This window comes from Streptococcus sanguinis SK1 = NCTC 7863, from assembly GCF_000194945.1.
GTDB classification, from domain to species: domain Bacteria; phylum Bacillota; class Bacilli; order Lactobacillales; family Streptococcaceae; genus Streptococcus; species Streptococcus sanguinis.
This window is the reverse complement of sequence record NZ_GL878507.1, coordinates 697,963-716,649: the sequence shown is the minus strand read 5'-3', so window position 1 is coordinate 716,649 and position 18,687 is coordinate 697,963. Positions and strand designations below refer to the sequence as shown.

General features: G+C 44.0%; 18 protein-coding genes and 1 other annotated feature. Of the genes, 16 read left to right on the top strand and 2 right to left on the bottom strand.

Going from position 1 to position 18,687, the window contains the following annotated elements; all coding sequences use genetic code 11:
- The first annotated feature begins 77 nt into the window (after positions 1–77).
- The 7 genes from HMPREF9378_RS07325 to HMPREF9378_RS07355 all read left to right on the top strand — a co-directional run bounded on the left by HMPREF9378_RS07325 (position 78) and on the right by HMPREF9378_RS07355 (position 7,448).
- A complete protein-coding gene (locus HMPREF9378_RS07325) occupies positions 78–1,364 on the top strand; it encodes a homoserine dehydrogenase (RefSeq protein ID WP_002900476.1) in 1,287 nt (428 codons plus the stop codon).
- 1 nt (position 1,365) lies between these two features.
- On the top strand, positions 1,366–2,232 hold the full coding sequence (gene thrB, locus HMPREF9378_RS07330) for a homoserine kinase (RefSeq protein WP_002900475.1): 867 nt from the start codon (positions 1,366–1,368) through the stop codon (positions 2,230–2,232).
- 347 nt (positions 2,233–2,579) lie between these two features.
- Positions 2,580–3,485, top strand: coding sequence for a UDP-N-acetylmuramate dehydrogenase (murB, locus tag HMPREF9378_RS07335; protein ID WP_002895636.1), 906 nt, complete (start codon positions 2,580–2,582; stop codon positions 3,483–3,485).
- A gap of 181 nt (positions 3,486–3,666) precedes the next feature.
- A complete protein-coding gene (locus HMPREF9378_RS07340) occupies positions 3,667–4,824 on the top strand; it encodes an ABC transporter ATP-binding protein (RefSeq protein ID WP_002906676.1) in 1,158 nt (385 codons plus the stop codon).
- On the top strand, positions 4,805–5,611 hold the full coding sequence (locus HMPREF9378_RS07345) for an ABC transporter permease (RefSeq protein WP_002895634.1): 807 nt from the start codon (positions 4,805–4,807) through the stop codon (positions 5,609–5,611). The genes HMPREF9378_RS07340 and HMPREF9378_RS07345 overlap by 20 nt, the downstream gene beginning before the upstream one ends.
- Positions 5,608–6,381 carry an ABC transporter permease gene (locus tag HMPREF9378_RS07350; RefSeq protein WP_002900472.1) on the top strand — a complete coding sequence of 258 codons (774 nt, stop codon included), beginning with the start codon at positions 5,608–5,610 and terminating at the stop codon, positions 6,379–6,381. Before HMPREF9378_RS07345 ends, HMPREF9378_RS07350 begins: the two co-directional genes overlap by 4 nt.
- Positions 6,378–7,448 (top strand): ABC transporter substrate-binding protein, encoded by a 1,071-nt coding sequence (locus HMPREF9378_RS07355; protein WP_002913611.1) that lies wholly within the window; start codon positions 6,378–6,380, stop codon positions 7,446–7,448. The genes HMPREF9378_RS07350 and HMPREF9378_RS07355 overlap by 4 nt, the downstream gene beginning before the upstream one ends.
- Before the next feature lie 70 nt (positions 7,449–7,518).
- Here the strand turns inward: HMPREF9378_RS07355 and HMPREF9378_RS07360 are convergent, their stop codons facing one another.
- Entirely contained in the window at positions 7,519–7,935 is a 417-nt protein-coding gene (locus tag HMPREF9378_RS07360; RefSeq protein ID WP_002913610.1) for a DUF6556 family protein, read from the bottom strand.
- Positions 7,936–8,119: 184 nt separating this feature from the next.
- Entirely contained in the window at positions 8,120–10,741 is a 2,622-nt protein-coding gene (gene ppdK, locus HMPREF9378_RS07365) for a pyruvate, phosphate dikinase (RefSeq protein WP_002913609.1), read from the bottom strand.
- 244 nt (positions 10,742–10,985) lie between these two features.
- Between ppdK and HMPREF9378_RS07370 the strand changes: the two genes are divergently transcribed.
- The 9 genes from HMPREF9378_RS07370 to rpmA all read left to right on the top strand — a co-directional run bounded on the left by HMPREF9378_RS07370 (position 10,986) and on the right by rpmA (position 18,675).
- Positions 10,986–11,615, top strand: a complete 630-nt coding sequence (locus HMPREF9378_RS07370; protein WP_002900467.1) for a CBS domain-containing protein — start codon at positions 10,986–10,988, stop codon at positions 11,613–11,615.
- 5 nt (positions 11,616–11,620) lie between these two features.
- Positions 11,621–12,439 carry a pyruvate, water dikinase regulatory protein gene (locus tag HMPREF9378_RS07375; RefSeq protein WP_080555413.1) on the top strand — a complete coding sequence of 273 codons (819 nt, stop codon included), beginning with the start codon at positions 11,621–11,623 and terminating at the stop codon, positions 12,437–12,439.
- A gap of 42 nt (positions 12,440–12,481) precedes the next feature.
- Positions 12,482–14,392: a fructose-bisphosphatase class III gene (locus tag HMPREF9378_RS07380; RefSeq protein ID WP_032909532.1), complete on the top strand. Its 1,911-nt coding sequence runs from the start codon at positions 12,482–12,484 to the stop codon at positions 14,390–14,392.
- A gap of 100 nt (positions 14,393–14,492) precedes the next feature.
- Complete coding sequence (locus HMPREF9378_RS07385; protein ID WP_002900464.1) at positions 14,493–15,635, top strand: cysteine desulfurase family protein; 1,143 nt, start codon at positions 14,493–14,495, stop codon at positions 15,633–15,635.
- Between the two features lie 3 nt (positions 15,636–15,638).
- Positions 15,639–16,853: a tRNA uracil 4-sulfurtransferase ThiI gene (gene thiI, locus HMPREF9378_RS07390; RefSeq protein ID WP_002900463.1), complete on the top strand. Its 1,215-nt coding sequence runs from the start codon at positions 15,639–15,641 to the stop codon at positions 16,851–16,853.
- Positions 16,854–16,874: 21 nt separating this feature from the next.
- The gene (locus HMPREF9378_RS07395) at positions 16,875–17,396 is read left to right on the top strand and encodes a methyltransferase family protein (protein WP_002900462.1); all 522 of its coding nucleotides are present in this window, start codon (positions 16,875–16,877) and stop codon (positions 17,394–17,396) included.
- 171 nt (positions 17,397–17,567) lie between these two features.
- Positions 17,568–17,655: a sequence feature (ribosomal protein L21 leader region), on the top strand.
- Positions 17,656–17,689: 34 nt separating this feature from the next.
- Positions 17,690–18,004: a 50S ribosomal protein L21 gene (gene rplU / locus HMPREF9378_RS07400; protein WP_002900461.1), complete on the top strand. Its 315-nt coding sequence runs from the start codon at positions 17,690–17,692 to the stop codon at positions 18,002–18,004.
- 15 nt (positions 18,005–18,019) lie between these two features.
- Positions 18,020–18,364, top strand: a complete 345-nt coding sequence (locus HMPREF9378_RS07405) for a ribosomal-processing cysteine protease Prp (RefSeq protein ID WP_002900460.1) — start codon at positions 18,020–18,022, stop codon at positions 18,362–18,364.
- A gap of 17 nt (positions 18,365–18,381) precedes the next feature.
- The gene (gene rpmA / locus HMPREF9378_RS07410; protein WP_002895619.1) at positions 18,382–18,675 is read left to right on the top strand and encodes a 50S ribosomal protein L27; all 294 of its coding nucleotides are present in this window, start codon (positions 18,382–18,384) and stop codon (positions 18,673–18,675) included.
- Positions 18,676–18,687: the final 12 nt, after the last annotated feature.

Genomic DNA, 18,687 nt, shown 5'->3' with positions numbered 1-18,687 from the left:
AAGAAGTAGTTTTGTAGGCATTTTTTTATAATTTTGTTATAATATTTTTTATACAAGAAATTTTCAAGGAGTGCTTCATGTCTATTAAAATAGCTTTACTTGGTTTTGGAACAGTGGCAAGCGGTGTGCCTTTTTTACTGAAAGAAAACGGAGAAAAAATCGTTCAAGCGGCTCATTCAGAGATTGAGGTTGCTAAAGTCTTGGTCAAAGATGATGCTGAAAAAGATCGTCTTTTAGCAGCTGGAAATGACTTTAACTTTGTCACAAATGTTGAAGAAATTCTGAAGGATCCTGAGATTACTATCGTTGTAGAATTGATGGGACGAATCGAGCCAGCGAAAACGTTCATCACTAGTGCTCTTGAAGCTGGCAAACATGTGGTAACGGCCAATAAGGACTTGCTGGCTGTTCACGGAGCAGAGTTGCTGGAAATTGCTCAAAAGCAAAATGTAGCTCTCTATTATGAAGCAGCTGTTGCCGGTGGGATTCCGATCCTGCGTACCTTGGTTAATTCATTAGCTTCTGACAAAATTACCCGTATCTTGGGTGTGGTCAATGGAACCTCTAACTTTATGATGACCAAGATGGTGGAAGAGGGTTGGTCTTATGAAGACGCTCTTGCTGAAGCACAACGCCTTGGCTTTGCTGAAAGCGACCCAACCAATGACGTAGATGGGATTGATGCGGCTTACAAGATGGTCATTCTTAGTCAGTTCGCTTTTGGTATGAATGTTAAGTTTGAAGATGTGGGTCATCAGGGAATTCGTCATATCACACCAGAAGATGTGGCTGTTGCTCAAGATCTGGGCTATGTAGTCAAGCTGGTTGGTTCTATCGAAGAAACAGCATCAGGTATTGCAGCAGAAGTGGCTCCAACTTTTCTGCCAAAAGCTCATCCCCTGGCTAGTGTTAATGGGGTGATGAACGCCGTCTTTGTCGAATCCATCGGCATCGGAGAATCCATGTACTACGGACCAGGAGCAGGTCAAAAACCAACTGCAACTAGTGTTGTGGCAGATATTGTCCGTATCAGCCGCCGTTTGAATGAAGGAACAGTTGGCAAGGCCTTTAATGAATTCAGCCGTGAGCTTGTGCTAGCTAAGCCAGAAGATGTGAAGAGTAGCTATTACTTCTCTATCTTGGCACCTGATTCTAAAGGCCAAGTTCTGCATTTGGCTGAGATTTTCAATGCTGAGGATATTTCCTTTAAGCAGATTCTGCAGGAAGGTACAGATGGTGAGAAGGCTCGCGTGGTGATTATTACCCATGCTGTCAGTAAGACACAGCTGGAAAATGTCACTGCTAAGCTCAAAGAAGTTGCTGAGTTTGACTTGCTCAATACCTTCAAAGTATTAGGAGATTAAGATGAAAATTATTGTACCAGCGACCAGTGCCAATATCGGTCCTGGCTTTGACTCCGTTGGGGTAGCCCTGTCAAAATATCTGGAAATTGAAGTCTTGGAAGAAAGTCAGGAGTGGGTGATTGAGCATGACCTCAATCCGAGAATTCCTAAGGACCGACGCAATTTACTGGTTAAGATTGCCCTGCAGTTGGCTCCAGATATTCAGCCACGCCGTTTGAAAATGACCAGTGATATTCCATTGGCTCGTGGACTTGGGTCTTCTAGTTCGGTCATTGTGGCTGGGATTGAATTGGCCAACCAGCTGGCTCATCTTAATTTGTCGGATTATCAGAAGCTAAAAATTGCTACAAAGATTGAAGGTCATCCTGACAATGTTGCGCCAGCGATTTATGGTAATTTGGTCGTATCTAGCTCATCTAGAAATCAGGTATCTGCTGTGGTAGCGGACTTTCCGGATGCAGACTTCATCGCCTATATCCCAGACTATGAGCTTCGGACGGTTGAGAGCCGCCAAGTCTTACCAAATCGGCTTTCTTACAAGGAAGCTGTTGCGGCTAGTTCCATTGCCAATGTTGCGATTGCAGCTCTTTTAAAAGGTGATATGAAAATCGCTGGTCGGGCTATCGAGTCAGATTTGTTCCACGAAAAATACCGTCAACCTTTAATCAAGGAATTTTCAGATATTAAGTTCTTAGCCAGAAAAAACGGCTCTTACGCAACCTATATCTCAGGAGCGGGACCGACTGTTATGGTCTTATCGCCTAAGCACAAGACGGAGACGATTTATCAGCTTCTGCAAAAACAGAATTTCAAGGGGCAAATCTTCCGGCTTCAGGTGGATACTGAGGGTGTCCAGGTAGAAAAATAAATCATCAAGAGGTTTTCCATGAGCCTCTTTTTTCTTTTCTAGGAACACGTATACAATAGAAGGAGTGGATATCCCTATCTTTTTATACCTAACTGTGCTATAATGGGTCTAGCTTAAAGGAGGATAATTCACTTTATGGATTATTTAGAATTACAGGCTCTGGCGAGTGAGTTAGCTTTCGGTGCCATCAGGAATGCTCTTTCTACTCAAACACAGCGTTTTACTACTAGACAATTATAAGCGTTAAAAAGCTGACCTTTCTCAGCTTTTTCTTTGTAATCTATCGTAAATGCCATAGATTTTTGATATAATAGAGTGTATTTTGTTTACATAAAAGAGAGAAAATCATGCAAAAACTAGAGAAATTAAAAACCGAATTAGAAGGAATCGACATTCGCTTCAATGAGCCTTTGAGTCAATACACCTACACAAAGGTCGGGGGCGCAGCCGATTTCTTAGTTTTTCCCCGCAATCGTTATGAGCTGGCTCGTATTGTTAATTTTGCCAATCAAGAAGACATTCCTTGGATGGTGCTGGGAAATGCCAGTAATATCATTGTGCGAGACGGCGGTATCCGAGGTTTCGTGATTATGTTTGACAAGCTCAACAATGTAGCGGTGGATGGCTATATGATTGAGGCAGAGGCCGGAGCTAATCTGATTCAGACAACCCATATCGCTCTGCAGAATAGTCTGACTGGCTTTGAGTTCGCTTGTGGTATTCCAGGCAGCGTTGGCGGAGCTGTCTTTATGAACGCCGGGGCTTATGGCGGCGAGATTGCTCATGTCTTGGTATCTTGCAAGGTACTGACTCCTCAGGGCCAAGTCAAAACGTTGGACGTTCGGGATATGAAGTTCGGCTATCGTCACTCACTTGTTCAGGAAACAGGCGACATTGTTATTTCTGCTAAGTTTGCTCTTTCTCCTGGTGTTCACAGAACGATTCGTCAGGAAATGGAGCGCTTAACCCATCTGCGAGAGCTCAAGCAGCCCTTGGAATATCCATCCTGCGGTTCTGTTTTCAAGCGTCCTTTGGGTCACTTTGCTGGTCAGCTGATTAGTGAAGCAGGCCTCAAGGGTCATCGTATCGGTGGTGTAGAGGTATCTGAGAAACATGCCGGCTTTATGATTAATGTTGATAAAGGAACGGCTCAGGATTATGAAAATCTTATTGCCCATGTGATTGAAAGAGTGCGGGAAAATTCAGGTATTACTCTGGAGCGCGAAGTCCGCATCATTGGTGAATCTCTGTAAGACAGATATGATTTCCAGTAGAAGTATGCTGGATAAGGAACTGCAGCTGGCTGCAACTTAGTAAGGGGGTGAAAGCCTATCGACACGGAATTTATAAAGGGCCTTTACAGCCCTCACGAGGTAGCAGCGGTCTGACAGAACCCTTAATCTGTTAATACGAGAAAGAAGGAATTTATGACAATTGAAAAAACCAATCATCGAGTTTAAAAACGTTTCAAAAGTTTTTGAAGATAATAATACTGTCGTTCTGAAAGATATTAATTTCGAGCTGGAAGAAGGAAAGTTCTATACTTTGCTGGGGTCTTCTGGTTCTGGCAAATCAACGATTCTGAACATCATTGCTGGACTTTTGGACGCGACGGACGGGGATATTTTTCTTGATGGAGTCCGCATCAATGATATTCCAACTAATAAACGAGACGTCCACACGGTTTTTCAGTCCTATGCACTGTTTCCGCATATGAATGTTTTTGAAAATGTTGCCTTTCCGCTGCGTCTGCGCAAGGTTGATAAAAAAGAAATTCAAGAGCGGGTTGCTGAAGTACTGAAAATGGTTCAGCTGGAAGGCTTTGAGCGCCGTTCTATTCGCAAACTGTCGGGCGGTCAGCGCCAGCGTGTAGCCATCGCGCGGGCAATCATTAATCAGCCGCGGGTTGTTTTGCTGGATGAGCCGCTGTCTGCTCTGGATTTGAAGCTGCGTACAGATATGCAGTATGAGCTGCGGGAATTGCAGCAACGTCTGGGCATTACTTTTGTCTTTGTCACGCACGACCAAGAGGAAGCCCTGGCTATGAGCGACTGGATTTTCGTTATGAATGACGGTGAAATTGTTCAGTCGGGGACGCCTGTCGATATTTATGATGAGCCCATTAACCATTTTGTTGCAACCTTCATTGGCGAGTCCAATATTCTGCCAGGTAAGATGATTGAAGACTATCTGGTTGAGTTTAATGGCAAGCGCTTTGAAGCAGTGGATGGTGGGATGCGCCCAAATGAAGCTGTCGAGGTGGTGATTCGGCCGGAGGATTTGCGGATTACTCTGCCAGAAGAAGGCAAGCTGCAGGTTAAAGTTGATACCCAGCTTTTCCGTGGCGTTCACTATGAGATTATCGCTTATGATGAACTGGGCAATGAATGGATGATTCACTCGACTCGCAAGGCCATTGTCGGTGAAGAAATTGGTCTGCATTTCGAGCCTGAGGATATCCACATCATGCGTCTCAATGAAACTGAAGAAGAATTCGATGCCCGTATCGAAGAATATGTAGAAGTAGAAGAGCAAGAAGCGGGTCTGATCAATGCTATTGAGGAGGAACGAGATGAAGAAAACAACCTCTAATCTTTTTCTCTTGCCTTACCTGCTCTGGATTTTCCTTTTTGTCTTGGCACCTGTTGTCATGATTATCTGGAAATCCTTCTTCAACATTGAAGGCCAGTTTACTCTGGAAAATTACCAGACTTACTTCACATCGCAGAACTGGACCTATCTCAAGATGAGTCTGAATTCGGTTCTTTATGCAGGGATTATTACTGTTGTAACACTGCTGATTTCCTATCCGACTGCATTCTTTTTGACTCAGCTCAAGCACAAGCAGCTCTGGCTGATGCTGATTGTGCTGCCGACCTGGATCAACCTCCTGCTCAAAGCTTATGCTTTCATTGGTATTTTCGGTCAGAATGGCTCAATCAATCAATTTCTGACTTTTATCGGAGTAGGACCGCAGCAGATTCTCTTTACGGACTTTTCATTTATCTTTGTAGCCAGCTACATCGAGCTGCCTTTTATGATTCTGCCTATTTTCAATGTTCTGGATGATTTGGATCCTAATCTTATCAATGCCAGCTATGACTTGGGAGCTAATCGCTGGGAGACTTTCCGTCGTGTCGTTTTCCCTTTGTCCTTGAATGGTGTCAGAAGTGGAGTGCAGTCAGTCTTTATCCCTAGTCTCAGTCTCTTCATGCTGACCCGCTTAATCGGGGGTAATCGAGTGATTACTCTGGGAACTGCCATTGAGCAGCACTTCCTGACTACTCAAAATTGGGGCATGGGCTCTACTATCGGAGTGGTACTGATTGTTGCCATGCTCTTTACCATGTGGGCAACCAAGGAAAGGAGAGGGCGATGAAAAAAATTGCAAATCTCTATCTGGCCTTTGTCTTTTTGGTGCTCTACATCCCCATCTTTTACCTGATTGCTTATGCCTTTAATGCAGGGGAAGACATGAATCGTTTTACAGGATTCAGTCTCAGCCATTTCCAGAATCTCTTTGAGGATTCACGTTTGATTCTGATTTTGGTTCAGACTTTCTTTCTGGCTTTCCTGTCATCACTGATTGCGACGCTGATTGGAACTTTTGGAGCCATCTATATTTATCAAGCCCGCAAGAAATATCAGGATGCCTTTCTGTCCATCAACAATATCCTAATGGTAGCGCCGGATGTCATGATTGGGGCAAGTTTTCTGATTCTCTTTACTACTGCAAAGTTCCAGCTGGGCTTCCTGTCTGTGCTGGCTAGCCATGTGGCCTTTTCCATTCCGATTGTGGTGCTGATGATTCTTCCGCGTCTGAAAGAAATGAATGATGATATGATTAAGGCTGCTTATGACCTAGGCGCCAGTCAGTTGCAAATGCTGAAGGAAATCATGCTGCCTTATCTGACTCCAGCCATCATCGCTGGTTACTTCATGGCATTTACCTACTCACTAGATGATTTTGCAGTGACCTTCTTCGTTACAGGCAATGGCTTCTCTACTCTGTCTGTTGAGATATACTCCCGCGCTCGTCAGGGAATTTCTCTGGAAATCAATGCCCTATCAGCCTTGGTCTTTCTCTTCAGCATTGCTTTGGTAATTGGGTATTACTTTATCACCCGTGAGAAGGAGGAGACCGTATGAGAAAGCTCTATTCATTTTTAGCGGGAATTCTACTGATTATCCTAGTCTTGTGGGGTGTCAGTTACCAGATCGAAAGTCGGACGCAGAGCAAGGAGAGCGATAAGCTGGTCATTTACAACTGGGGTGACTATATCGATCCTGAGCTGCTGACTGAGTTTACTAAGGAAACTGGTGTCCAAATCCAGTACGATACCTTTGACTCCAATGAAGCCATGTATACGAAAGTGAAGCAGGGCGGCACAACCTACGACATTGCTATTCCCAGTGAATATATGATTGCCAAGATGATGAAAGAAGGCTTGGTAGAGAAGTTAGATCATAGCCAGATTAAAGGCTTGGAAAACATCGGATCTGACTTTTTAGACCAGCCTTTCGATCCAGGAAATCAGTACTCGATTCCTTATTTTTGGGGAACGCTGGGCATTGTCTACAATGAAAAAATGGTTGATAAAGCTCCTGAGCATTGGAATGACCTTTGGCGTCCTGAATACAAAAACTCTATCATGATGATTGATGGAGCCCGTGAAGTCATGGGAATTGGTCTGAACTCAGATGGTCATAGTCTTAACTCCAAAGATGCAGATCAGTTGCAGGAAGCTGTTGATAAGCTCTACACTCTGACGCCAAATATCAAGGCGATTGTAGCTGATGAGATGAAAGGATACATGATTCAGAACAATGCAGCTATTGGTGTGACCTTTTCTGGTGAGGCTCGTCAGATGCTGGAGGCCAATGAAGACCTGCGCTATGTCGTGCCAACAGAAGCCAGTAATCTTTGGTTTGATAATATTGTCATTCCTAAAACAGTCAAAAATAAAAAAGCAGCCTATCAGTTTATTAACTTTATGCTGAGACCGGAAAATGCTTATAAAAATGCCCTTTATGTTGGTTATTCGACACCAAATCTTCCTGCCAAGGCCATGTTGCCTAAGGAAATTCAGGAAGATGAGGCTTTTTATCCGACTGAGGAAACGATGAAACATCTGGAAGTTTATGAGCAGTTGGGCCCTAAATGGCTGGGGACTTACAACGACCTCTATCTTCAAGTCAAGATGTATCGGAAGTGATCATCAAACAAGCTTGCTTGATGAATACAAAAAAACGCCTAGCTCAATGAGCCGGGCGTTTTCTGCTTTCTTAGTTTGAAGCTTCTGTCTGAGTGTTGGTTGCTGTATCTGCAGCAGAGCTAGAGGCAGTAGTATCGCCTGCTGCTGTATCTGCAGCAGAGCTAGACGCACTAGTCTCAACGGCTGCTGTATCACTGCTGGAAGCTGCTGTATCAGTTGCAGTTGTTGAAGCAGGGCTGCTTGTTTCTTTTTCGATTTCCTTGATAATGGTAGTCGTTGCAGTAGAGCTGCTGGTATCAGTTTTTGATTTTTCATCCTTTTGGCCAGTCAGATTCATGATCGTGATGCTGGCAATGATGATAGACAAGATACTGGCAACCGTTGCAATGGTCTTTTGGAAGGCTGAAAGGCCGGTTTTAATATGCTGTTTAGTAGGTTTTTTAGATGATTTTGTCTTATTTTTATTGCTGCGAGAATAGTTTTCCATGCTTGAAAGAATCTCCTTTTAAAATTTCAATGATTTCTTATTTCTCATTATACGTTTTTTATTTGAAAATGTCTTAAAAAAATCAAATTTTTATCTATGAAAACGCACACAGAAGATTGCTGTCAAGAAAAGAGGCTGCTCAAGTTTTGGTTGAGCAGCTTCTAGAGCTAGAATAGCAAAGTAATTACGCCTTCTCATCTTGGAGTGCCGCTTGAGCGACAGCCAGTCTTGCTGCTGGAACCCGATAAGGAGAGCAGGAGACGTAGGTGACACCAATTTCTTGGAAGAAGGGGATGGAAGCAGGATCGCCACCGACCTCGCCACAAATGCCGATAGGAAGTTCAGGCTTGACTTGACGCCCTTTGCGGATAGCAATCCGCATCAATTCACCAACACCCGCTCGGTCGACACTTTGGAAAGGATCAAAAGGAAGGATTTCTTTCTCTTTATAATGGCCGATGAATTTTCCAATATCGTCCCGTGAGAAACCGTAGGTCATCTGGGTCAGGTCGTTAGTACCAAAGCTGAAGAAGTCCGCTTCCTGAGCCAGCTGGTCTGCAACCAGACAGGCACGCGGAAGTTCAATCATGGTGCCAATTTCATAAGGGAAGGGCTCCTGACCTTGATGCCTAAAGAATTTGTTGATATGTTGGTTGAGAACGGCTTTGACAGAGTCCAGCTCGGCTTTGTCTGCAATCAGCGGAATCATGATTTCTGGCTTGACGGTTAATCCTTCTTGGCTCAGCTTGATAGCACTCTTAAAGATGGCTTCGACCTGCATCTTGTAAATCTCTGGTTGCGTAATCCCCAGACGGCAGCCGCGGTGGCCTAGCATAGGATTGCTTTCTTGCAGTTGTTCAATGCGGCGAGTCAGTTTTTCTGGTGACTTGTGCAGCTTGTCAGCCAAAGCCTTGATTTCCTGTGAATCTTTAGGTAGAAATTCATGCATCGGCGGATCCAAAAGACGGATAATCATAGGTTTGTCCTGAACTGCTTGGAACATTTGATAGAAGTCTTTTTCTTGGAACTCCAGCAGTTTTTTGAGGGCGGATCTGGTTTCCAATTCGTTGTCGGCTAGAATCAGACGCCGCATTTCCAGAATCCGCTCTTGGCCAAAGAACATGTGTTCGGTACGAGCCAGACCGATGCCCTTTGCCCCAAACTTGATAGCTGTTTTCAGATCTTGAACGGTCTCTGCGTTGGCACGGACTTTGAGCTGTGCGACTTCGTCTGCCCATGAAAGCAAGCGTTGGAGTTCTTGGTCATTTTCGACTAGGACGGTCGGAATCTCACCGCTATAAATGCGCCCCGAGCTGCCATCAACTGAAATGACGTCACCTTCGGTCAAGACAAGATTTCCGCAGGAAACAGTTTTGCTGTCCTCGCTGATGGTCAGCTCACCGCAGCCAGCCACACAGCAGGTTCCCATTCCCCGGGCTACGACAGCTGCGTGAGAGGTCATACCGCCCTGACTGGTTACGATGGCCTGGCTGACGACCATACCTTCAATGTCTTCAGGGGAAGTTTCCTGCCGTACTAAAATGACCTTTTTACCTAAGGAGTGGTAGTCTTTGGCACGCTCAGCTGTAAAGACAATCTCGCCAGTTGCAGCACCAGGGCTTGCTGGCAATCCTTGAGCCAAGAAAGGAGCATCTTGCAGAGCTTTTTCTTCAAATACAGGATGGATGAGTTGGCTAATCGTAGCAGGAGATACACGCTGGAGAGCTTCTTTTTTGCTGATAATGCCCTCGTCTACCAAATCTAAAGCGATTTTCAAAGATGCCTTGGCGGTACGTTTACCGTTTCTAGTTTGGAGAATATAGAGTTTACCCTTTTCAATGGTAAATTCGATATCTTGCATGTCCTTGTAGTGGTTTTCGAGAATCTTAGCATAGTCTTGGAAGGCTGCATAGGCCTGAGGGAGAGCCGTCTCAAGTGCAGCAATAGGCTCAGGGGTCCGAATGCCGGCTACGACATCCTCCCCTTGTGCATTGAGCAAAAATTCGCCAAATAACTGATGCTCACCACTGGCAGGGTTTCTCGTGAAGACAACTCCTGTACCACTGGACTGGTCGCTATTGCCAAAGACCATGGCTTGGACATTCACCGCTGTTCCCAAATCATGAGGAATATCATTCAAGTTGCGGTAGACCTGAGCTCGGGGATTATTCCAAGACTTGAAGACCGCCTTGATAGCAGCATAAAGCTGCTCTTTCGAGCTTTGGGGGAAGGTTTGATGATGCTCACGATAAAGCTGCTTGTACTGGTCGATTAATGCTTGATGTTCATCCAATGTGAAATCCTTGGCCTGTTTGCCAGCATTCTTTTCAAAATAGCCCAAGAGGTCATCGAACTCATCCTTGGAAATGCCATAAACTACATCAGCAAACATTTGCAGCAGACGTCGGTAGCAGTTATAGGCAAAGTCAGCATTGGTCTGCTCAGCCAGAGTCTGGGTTCTTAAATCGTTTAGGCCTAGATTGAGAATAGTGTCCATCATGCCCGGCATGGAAAACTTGGCTCCGCTTCGAACAGACACTAAAAGCAAGGCAGAGTCGTTGCCGCTGAAATATTTACCGGTTTTTTCTTCTAATTCAGTAACCGCTTTCAAAATATCTTCTTTTAAAGAAGATTCAAAGAAATAAGGGCTTTCTAAATATTCGATACAGCTTTCTGTAGTAATAGTAAAACCTGGAGGGACAGGCAGTCCCAAATTGGTCATTTCAGCTAGGTTGGCACCTTTTCCGCCAAGCAGGGCCTTGTCATCTGCACATCCTTCCTCGAAGGAGTAAATCCATTTCGCCATATTTACCTCCAAAATTATGAAATATGTGTCATATTGTAGGACAACTACATTGTAATATACATCACATATATTTGTCAACCGAAAAAAGGATTCTATTTTATTGACAATTTTTCTTTTTTTGTTATAATGTGTTACAAAATGATGATTATTTAAACGTCTGAAAATGAAATATGAGCAATAATTCCTAAATTTTAAGCGAAATCAGGATAATCATCTGTATAAAGAAAGAAGGAGTCAGACCTATTTGAAATTAAGTGAACGGCAAAAGAAAATTGTAGAAATTGTAAAAGAACACCAGCCACTCAGCGGTGAGAAAATCTCTGAATTACTCGATATTTCTCGGGCGACACTGCGCTCGGACCTGTCTTTTCTGACCTTGGTTGGGATTTTGAAGGCTACGCCTAAAGTTGGTTACACATACTCGGGCTCAGATTTAGAGACGCTTTTCTTTTTCGATACCTTTCGAAAGGAAGTGGCGGAAATTATGACATCTCCTGTTTTGGTATCTCATGATTCCTTTATTCAAGATGCCATTATCACCTTATTTATGTATGATGCGGATGTTCTCTATGTCATTGATGAGCATAAGCTGCTCTTGGGGATTTTGTCGCGTAAGGACCTGCTGCGGGCTTCGCTCAATACTAACATTGACAGCACTCCCGTAGCGGTCTGCATGACCCGAATGCCCCATATAAAAACTTGCTACAAGGATATGAATATTTTGGAAGCGGCAGCGGTTTTGCAGGATTTTGCGATTGATTCACTGCCGGTAGTGGATAAGGATAATGAGCGTAAAATTTTAGGAACTGTGACCAAGTCAGCTCTGCTGGACTATATTATTCAAGAGGCCAGAAGCGCTGAGGTTAATAGATAAGAGGAATAAATATGAAGAAAGAAATTATTGTTTACAGCATTTCGGATTCTTTGGGGGGGACTTCGCAGAAGCTGTTGTCTGCAGTGACAGCCCAGTACCCAGATATTATTTTTAATAACAGCTATCGTTTCCCATTTATCAACAAGGAAGAAGAATTGCTGGAAATTCTACGTGATGCCATCAAGGATGATGCCCTTGTCATCAGTACACTGGTTGATGGCAACTTGGCAGCAGCTGCTAGGGAGTTCAGTAAGTCCAATGGCCTTGCTTATCTGGATTTGATGCATCCATTTTTTGAGATTATCAGAGAAAAGACGGGCACCAGTCCTATAGAGGTGCCGGGTACTCTGCACCGGCTAGACACTGAGTATTTTAATAAAATCTCTGCTATTGAGTTTGCAGTCAAATACGACGATGGCAAGGCACCACAAGGATTTTTAGATTCAGACTTGGTCCTCTTGGGTGTCTCACGTACTTCTAAAACGCCACTCAGTATTTATCTGGCTAATAAAGGCTATAAGGTTTCTAACCTGCCTTTGATTCCAGAAGTCCCTCTGCCTCAAGTTTTGGATAAGGTTGATCCGGAGCGGATTATCGGCCTTTTATGTGAGCCAGAAAAACTGTCTAAGATACGCAGTAATCGCTTGAATTCTCTGGGATTAACCCAGTCGACCAGCTACACGGATCTGGAAAAGATATACGAAGAACTAGACTACTCAAAAGAAGTCTTTAAAAAGTATCGGGCTCATGTCATCAATATCACCGATAAGTCAATCGAGGAGACGGCTTTCTTGATTGAAGATCATTTGAAGAAATTGAGATAAGAGAGAAGATTGCAAAAAGCGGTTATAGAGTGAGGGCATATGATGGAGCAATATAAGCGTATTTTACTGAAAGAATTTGACAGTCGGCAGAAGGTCATTACAGAGCTGACCAACCTAGAGGCAATTTTGAATCTGCCCAAAGGAACGGAGCTGTATATCAGTGACATTCACGGGGAGTTTGCTGCATTTGACTATATTTTGAGAAGCTGTGCAGGTATCCTCAATGAGAAGATTAAGGACTGTTTTGGAGACAGCTTGTCAGAAGATCACAAAGACCGCCTGTCAGCGCTGGTTTCCTATCCTGAGCTTGTGCTGGGGGAAGAAACTAAAGGCAAAGACTGGTATCAGGAAACCATTCCCCAGCTCTTGAACTTGCTGGCTTTTGCAGGTGCCAAATACAGTCGGTCCAAGGTCAGAAAGGCCTTGCCGCCACAATATGCCTATATTATCGAGGAGTTGCTCTATAGTGACCGGGCTTTAGCTGATAAAAAATCCTATTTTGAGAATATCCTGACTTATGTGATTGAATTGCGGGAAGCGGTGCCTTTTATTCTAGGCTTGGCCCGAAGTATTCGGCAGTTGTTGATTGACCATCTGCATGTGGTTGGAGATATTTTTGACAGAGGAGCTGGCAGTGCTCAGGTCATGGATGAACTGCAGCATTTTCACTCGCTTGATATTCAGTGGGGCAATCACGACATTATCTGGATGGGAGCCTTTTTTGGCTCTAAGGCCTGCTTGCTCAATGTGCTGCGCATCGCAGCTCGCTACGGCTATCTCTGGGATATCGAGAAAGATTATGGTTTAAACCTACGCTCCTTGACTCTTTTTGCGGATAAGACTTACCAGTCTAATCCTAAGTTTAGACCCATTCTTGGAGGCAGAGAGCAGGAATTTTCAGATGAGGAAATTCTGCAGCTGGAAAAGGTTCACCAAGCCTTAGCGATTATCCAGTTCAAGCTGGAAAATCAACTCATCAAACGACGGCCTGAATTCCAGATGCAGGACCATGTCATGTTGGACAAGATTGACTATTGGGAAGAAAGCATTACGATTGACGATACTAAACATGCCCTGGTTAATACCTGCTTCCAAACTATCAATCCGGAAAATCCATCAGCTTTGACACCAGAAGAAAATCAAGCTGTAGACAGTATGCTGGCCTCATTCCAAAGTTCTCTAAAGATGGCTGAGCATATGAGTCTTCTGATGAACAAGGGCTCTATGTATAAGATTTACAACCAGCACTTGCTTTTTCACGGCTGCATCCCGCTGGAGCCGTCAGGAGAATTCCAGCCTTTCATTCTTAATCAAGCCCATTATGCGGGCAAGGAATTGCTGGATTTTTTTGAGTATCATATTCGACAGTCGGCCAAGAACAAGGAGGTGGGTGATGATTTGTCGACTGATTTGATTTGGTATTGCTGGAAAGGCAAGTTGTCTCCTCTGTTTGGCAAAGAAAAGATGACTACCTTGGAGCGCTATTTCATTGAAGATAAGGGCACCCACAAGGAAGTGGAAAATTCTTATTTTTCTTATCGTAATTCTGAGAAAGTCTGCCAGCTGATTTTGGAAGAATTTGGCCTCTTTTCTCAAGAGTCTAGGATGGTCAATGGTCATACTCCGGTTAAGACGGGCAAGGGAGAGTCGCCTATCCGTGGTGGTGGCTTGCTCTTTGTCATTGATGGTGGCCTCTGCAAGGCCTATCAGAAGAAGACTGGAACGGCTGGCTATTCACTGCTCAATAATTCCTATGGCTTCCAGTTGGTGACCCATCAGCCTTTCCAAAACGCTCAAAAAGTCGTTGAATCGCCGTTTGCTCAAACCTCCCTGAAAAAGGTAATTGAAAATGTAGAGGAACGAACCCTCATCAAATCTACTACCATCGGTCAGAGCTTGTTAGCTCAACAACAGGAACTCTTTGGCTTATTACATGAGTTTTATGACCGGTGAAGTTTAGCCCTAAGTTTTAGCAGAATTTAGGGCTTTTTCTTTCTTGTTCCAGTTTCTCTTTCGTGTTACAATAGGAGTATTGAAATTTTGAGGAAAGAACATGATTTATTTAGATAATTCAGCGACAACCAAGCCTTATCCCGAGGCTTTGGCCGCTTACACGGAAGTTGCTTCTAAAATCTGGGGAAATCCATCCAGTCTGCACAGTTTAGGCAATCAGGCAACCCGTCTCTTAGAAGCTTCACGCCGGCAAATAGCAGAGCTTTTAGGCAAGTCTTCGTCGGAGATTTTTTTTACGTCAGGAGGGACAGAAGGGGACAACTGGGTGGTTAAAGGAGTTGCTTTTGAAAAAGTTCCCTTTGGCAAACACATCATCGTATCCAACATTGAGCATCCCGCGGTTAAAGAATCAGCCCTCTGGTTGCAGAGTCAAGGTTTTGAAATAGATTTTGCCCCAGTTGATAAGGCAGGTTTTGTTGATGTAGACAAGCTAGCGGAGCTGATTCGACCAGACACCACTCTGATCTCCATCATGGCTGTCAATAATGAAATCGGCAGTATTCAGCTCATTCAGAAAATATCCGAACTGCTAGCAGATAAGCCGACCATTTCCTTTCATGTGGATGCTGTACAGGCTATTACGAAGATTCCGACGGCTGCTTATCTGACGGATCGTGTGGATTTTGCGACATTTTCCAGTCATAAATTTCACGGTCTTCGGGGGGTAGGCTTTGTCTATATCAAGTCTGGCAAGAAAATCAGTCCCCTCTTGACTGGTGGCGGCCAGGAGTCGGATAAGCGCTCTACAACAGAAAATTTAGCTGGTATTGCAGCGACAGCCAAGGCTCTGCGTTTGTCCATGGAAAAGCAAGAAGCATTTGCCCAGCGGACGGCTCAGATGAAGAAGATTCTCCTTGAAGAGCTGCAGAAGTATCCAGATGTGGTGATTTTCTCAGGCATGGAAAATTTTGCGCCTCATATACTAACCTTTGGTATCAAGGGAGTGCGGGGTGAAGTCGTCGTTCATGCATTTGAAGACTACGAGATCTATATCTCGACTACTAGTGCTTGCTCTTCTAAGGCCGGTAAGCCAGCAGGAACCCTAATCGCTATGGGCGTTGAGAAATCTCTCGCTCAGACTGCTGTTCGTATCAGTTTGGATCTTGACAGTGATATGAGCCAGATGGAGCAGTTTTTGACAACCTTTAAAATCATTTACGAAAAAACCAGAAAAGTAAGGTAAACAATGCAATATTCAGAAATTATGGTGCGCTACGGTGAGCTGTCTACTAAGGGCAAGAACCGCATGCGCTTTATCAACAAACTCAAACGCAATATCCAGGCTGTTTTGTCAGTCTATCCCAAAGTCCATGTCAAGGCTGACCGTGACCGAACTCATGTCTATCTGCACGGAACAGACTATCAGCCGGTCGCTGAGTCGCTCAAGCAGATTTTTGGAATTCAGAATTTTTCACCGTCTTATAAAATTGAAAAATCTGTTCCAGCCCTAATCGAAGCTGTCCAATCCATCATGAAAGAAGTCTATCAAGAGGGTATGACCTTTAAGATTACCAGCAAGCGCAGTGACCACAGCTTTGAATTGGATAGCCGCGAGCTTAACCAGACGCTTGGTGATGCTGTTTTTGAAGCCATTCCAAATGTTCAGGTCAAGATGAAAGCGCCGGATATTGAGCTACGTGTCGAGATCCGTGAAGAAGCGGCCTATATCTCTTACGAGACAATTCGTGGTGCTGGAGGTCTGCCAGTCGGGACTTCAGGCAAGGGCATGCTCATGCTGTCTGGTGGGATCGACTCACCGGTGGCTGGTTATCTAGCTCTCAAGCGCGGTGTAGATATCGAGGCGGTTCACTTTGCCAGTCCGCCTTATACCAGTCCAGGTTCGTTGAAAAAGGCTCAAGATTTGACTCGCAAACTGACCAAGTTTGGTGGCAATATTCAGTTTATCGAAGTCCCTTTTACAGAGATTCAGGAGGAAATCAAGGCTAAAGCTCCAGAAGCCTACCTGATGACACTGACTCGTCGCTTTATGATGCGCATTACAGACCGGATTCGGGAGGAGCGGGGCGCTCAAGTCATTATCAATGGAGAAAGTCTTGGTCAGGTGGCAAGTCAAACCATCGAAAGTATGCAGGCTATCAACGCAGTGACCAATACACCGGTTATCCGTCCTGTCGTGACGATGGACAAGCTGGAAATCATTGAGATTGCAGAGAAAATTGATACTTTCCAAATCTCTATCCAGCCATTTGAAGACTGCTGTACTATTTTTGCTCCAGACCGTCCTAAGACCAATCCGAAAATCAAGAATGCTGAGAAGTACGAAACTTACCTAGATGTTGAAGGCTTGGTTGAGCGCGCTGTTGCAGGCATCATGATTACAGAAATCACACCACAAGCAGTGGCTGATGAAGTTGACGAGTTGATTGAAGGGCTGTTGTAAAAGCGAGAGAAGGTGACGTTTATGCTTGCTGTTTTTCTCTTAATTCCTTTTTTGCTGATTCGTTTTCCTTTATTGAGTCATTTCGGCAAAAACGCTTTGTCACGCGCAGCTTATTTTGCACCAGTCCAAGGAAAAGAAAAGATAGCTTATATGATTTATCAATTGAGCAATCTAGCCTTGTTCATAATTTCTTTTTTCCTTGAAATCAACTTTCATTCTTCTGTTTTCTTTTATGCTGGAGTGGCTATTTACCTGTTTGGTTTGGCTTTGTGTGCTATCAGTATGAGGGATTTCGCTAGACCAGATGCAAACGGCATGAATACAAAGGGTCTTTATCGCTATTCCCGTAATCCCATGTATGTAGCTTACCTTGTTTGTTTTTTGGGAATAGCTTTTTTGACCAAGTCAGTGATTTTCTTTTTGATTCTAGTCATGTTTCAGACTGCGTCCCACTGGATTATCCTCTCTGAAGAGCGCTGGTGTCTTGAAAAATTCGGGAAATCTTATCAAGACTATCAAGATAGGGTGAGGCGTTATATTTAGAAATTTTTTGAACTAATATTTTTTTAATAAAGCAGTTAGCAGATACCAGAAGTATTCTTTGTGCATTAGCAGACAAAATCTAAAAACAATTCTTAAAAATCCGTTTTCATGAGATGAAAAAGCTTGCTAAAGAGCTGCAGAAGTGCTATACTTATAGAGTTGACTATGCACATTCCTGTGCAACCGCACGATCATCGTTGCTCACTCAGTGAGATAGAAGCGGTTCGTCCCACGATGCTAGGCGAGTCTTCACAAAATTCGGGGAAACCCCAAAAAATCATAGGAGGTGCATAATGAGCACATACGCAATCATTAAAACTGGCGGAAAACAAGTTAAAGTTGAAGTTGGTCAAGTAATCTACGTTGAAAAGTTGAACGCTGAAGCTGGTCAAGACGTTACTTTTGACGAAGTTGTTCTTGTTGGTGGTGAAAACACTGTTGTAGGAACTCCGCTTGTTGCTGGAGCTACTGTTGTCGGAACTGTTGAAAAACAAGGCAAGCAAAAGAAGGTTGTTACTTACAAGTACAAACCTAAAAAAGGCAGCCATCGTAAACAAGGTCACCGTCAACCATATACAAAAGTTGTCATCAACGCTATCAACGCTTAATTTTAAGGAGATTAAATGATACAAGCAGTCTTTGAAAGAGCCGAAGATGGCGAACTGAGGCGTGCAGAAATCACAGGTCACGCCGCGAGTGGTGAATACGGCTTTGATGTCGTATGTGCGTCCGTTTCGACGCTCGCCATTAATTTTGTCAATTCAGTTGAGAAATTCGCAGGCTACGAACCAAACTTAGAATTAAACGAAATAGAAGGCGGTTATCTGAAGGTTGAAATTCCTCAGGATATACCGTCGCACCAAAGAGAAATGACTCAGCTTTTCTTTGAATCATTTTTCCTAGGAATGGCAAACTTATCGGAGGACTCATCTGAGTTCGTCCAAACCAGAGTTATCACAGAAAACTAACACGGAGGAAAAACATTATGTTAAAAATGAATCTTGCTAACTTGCAATTATTCGCCCACAAAAAAGGTGGAGGTTCCACATCTAACGGACGTGATTCACAAGCGAAACGTCTGGGAGCTAAAGCAGCTGACGGTCAAACCGTAACAGGCGGCTCTATCCTTTACCGTCAACGCGGCACTCACATCCATGCAGGTGTCAATGTTGGACGCGGCGGAGACGATACTTTGTTTGCAAAAGTTGAAGGCGTAGTACGCTTTGAACGCAAAGGACGCGATAAGAAACAAGTTTCTGTTTACCCAATCGCTAAATAATTAATAAGAAAT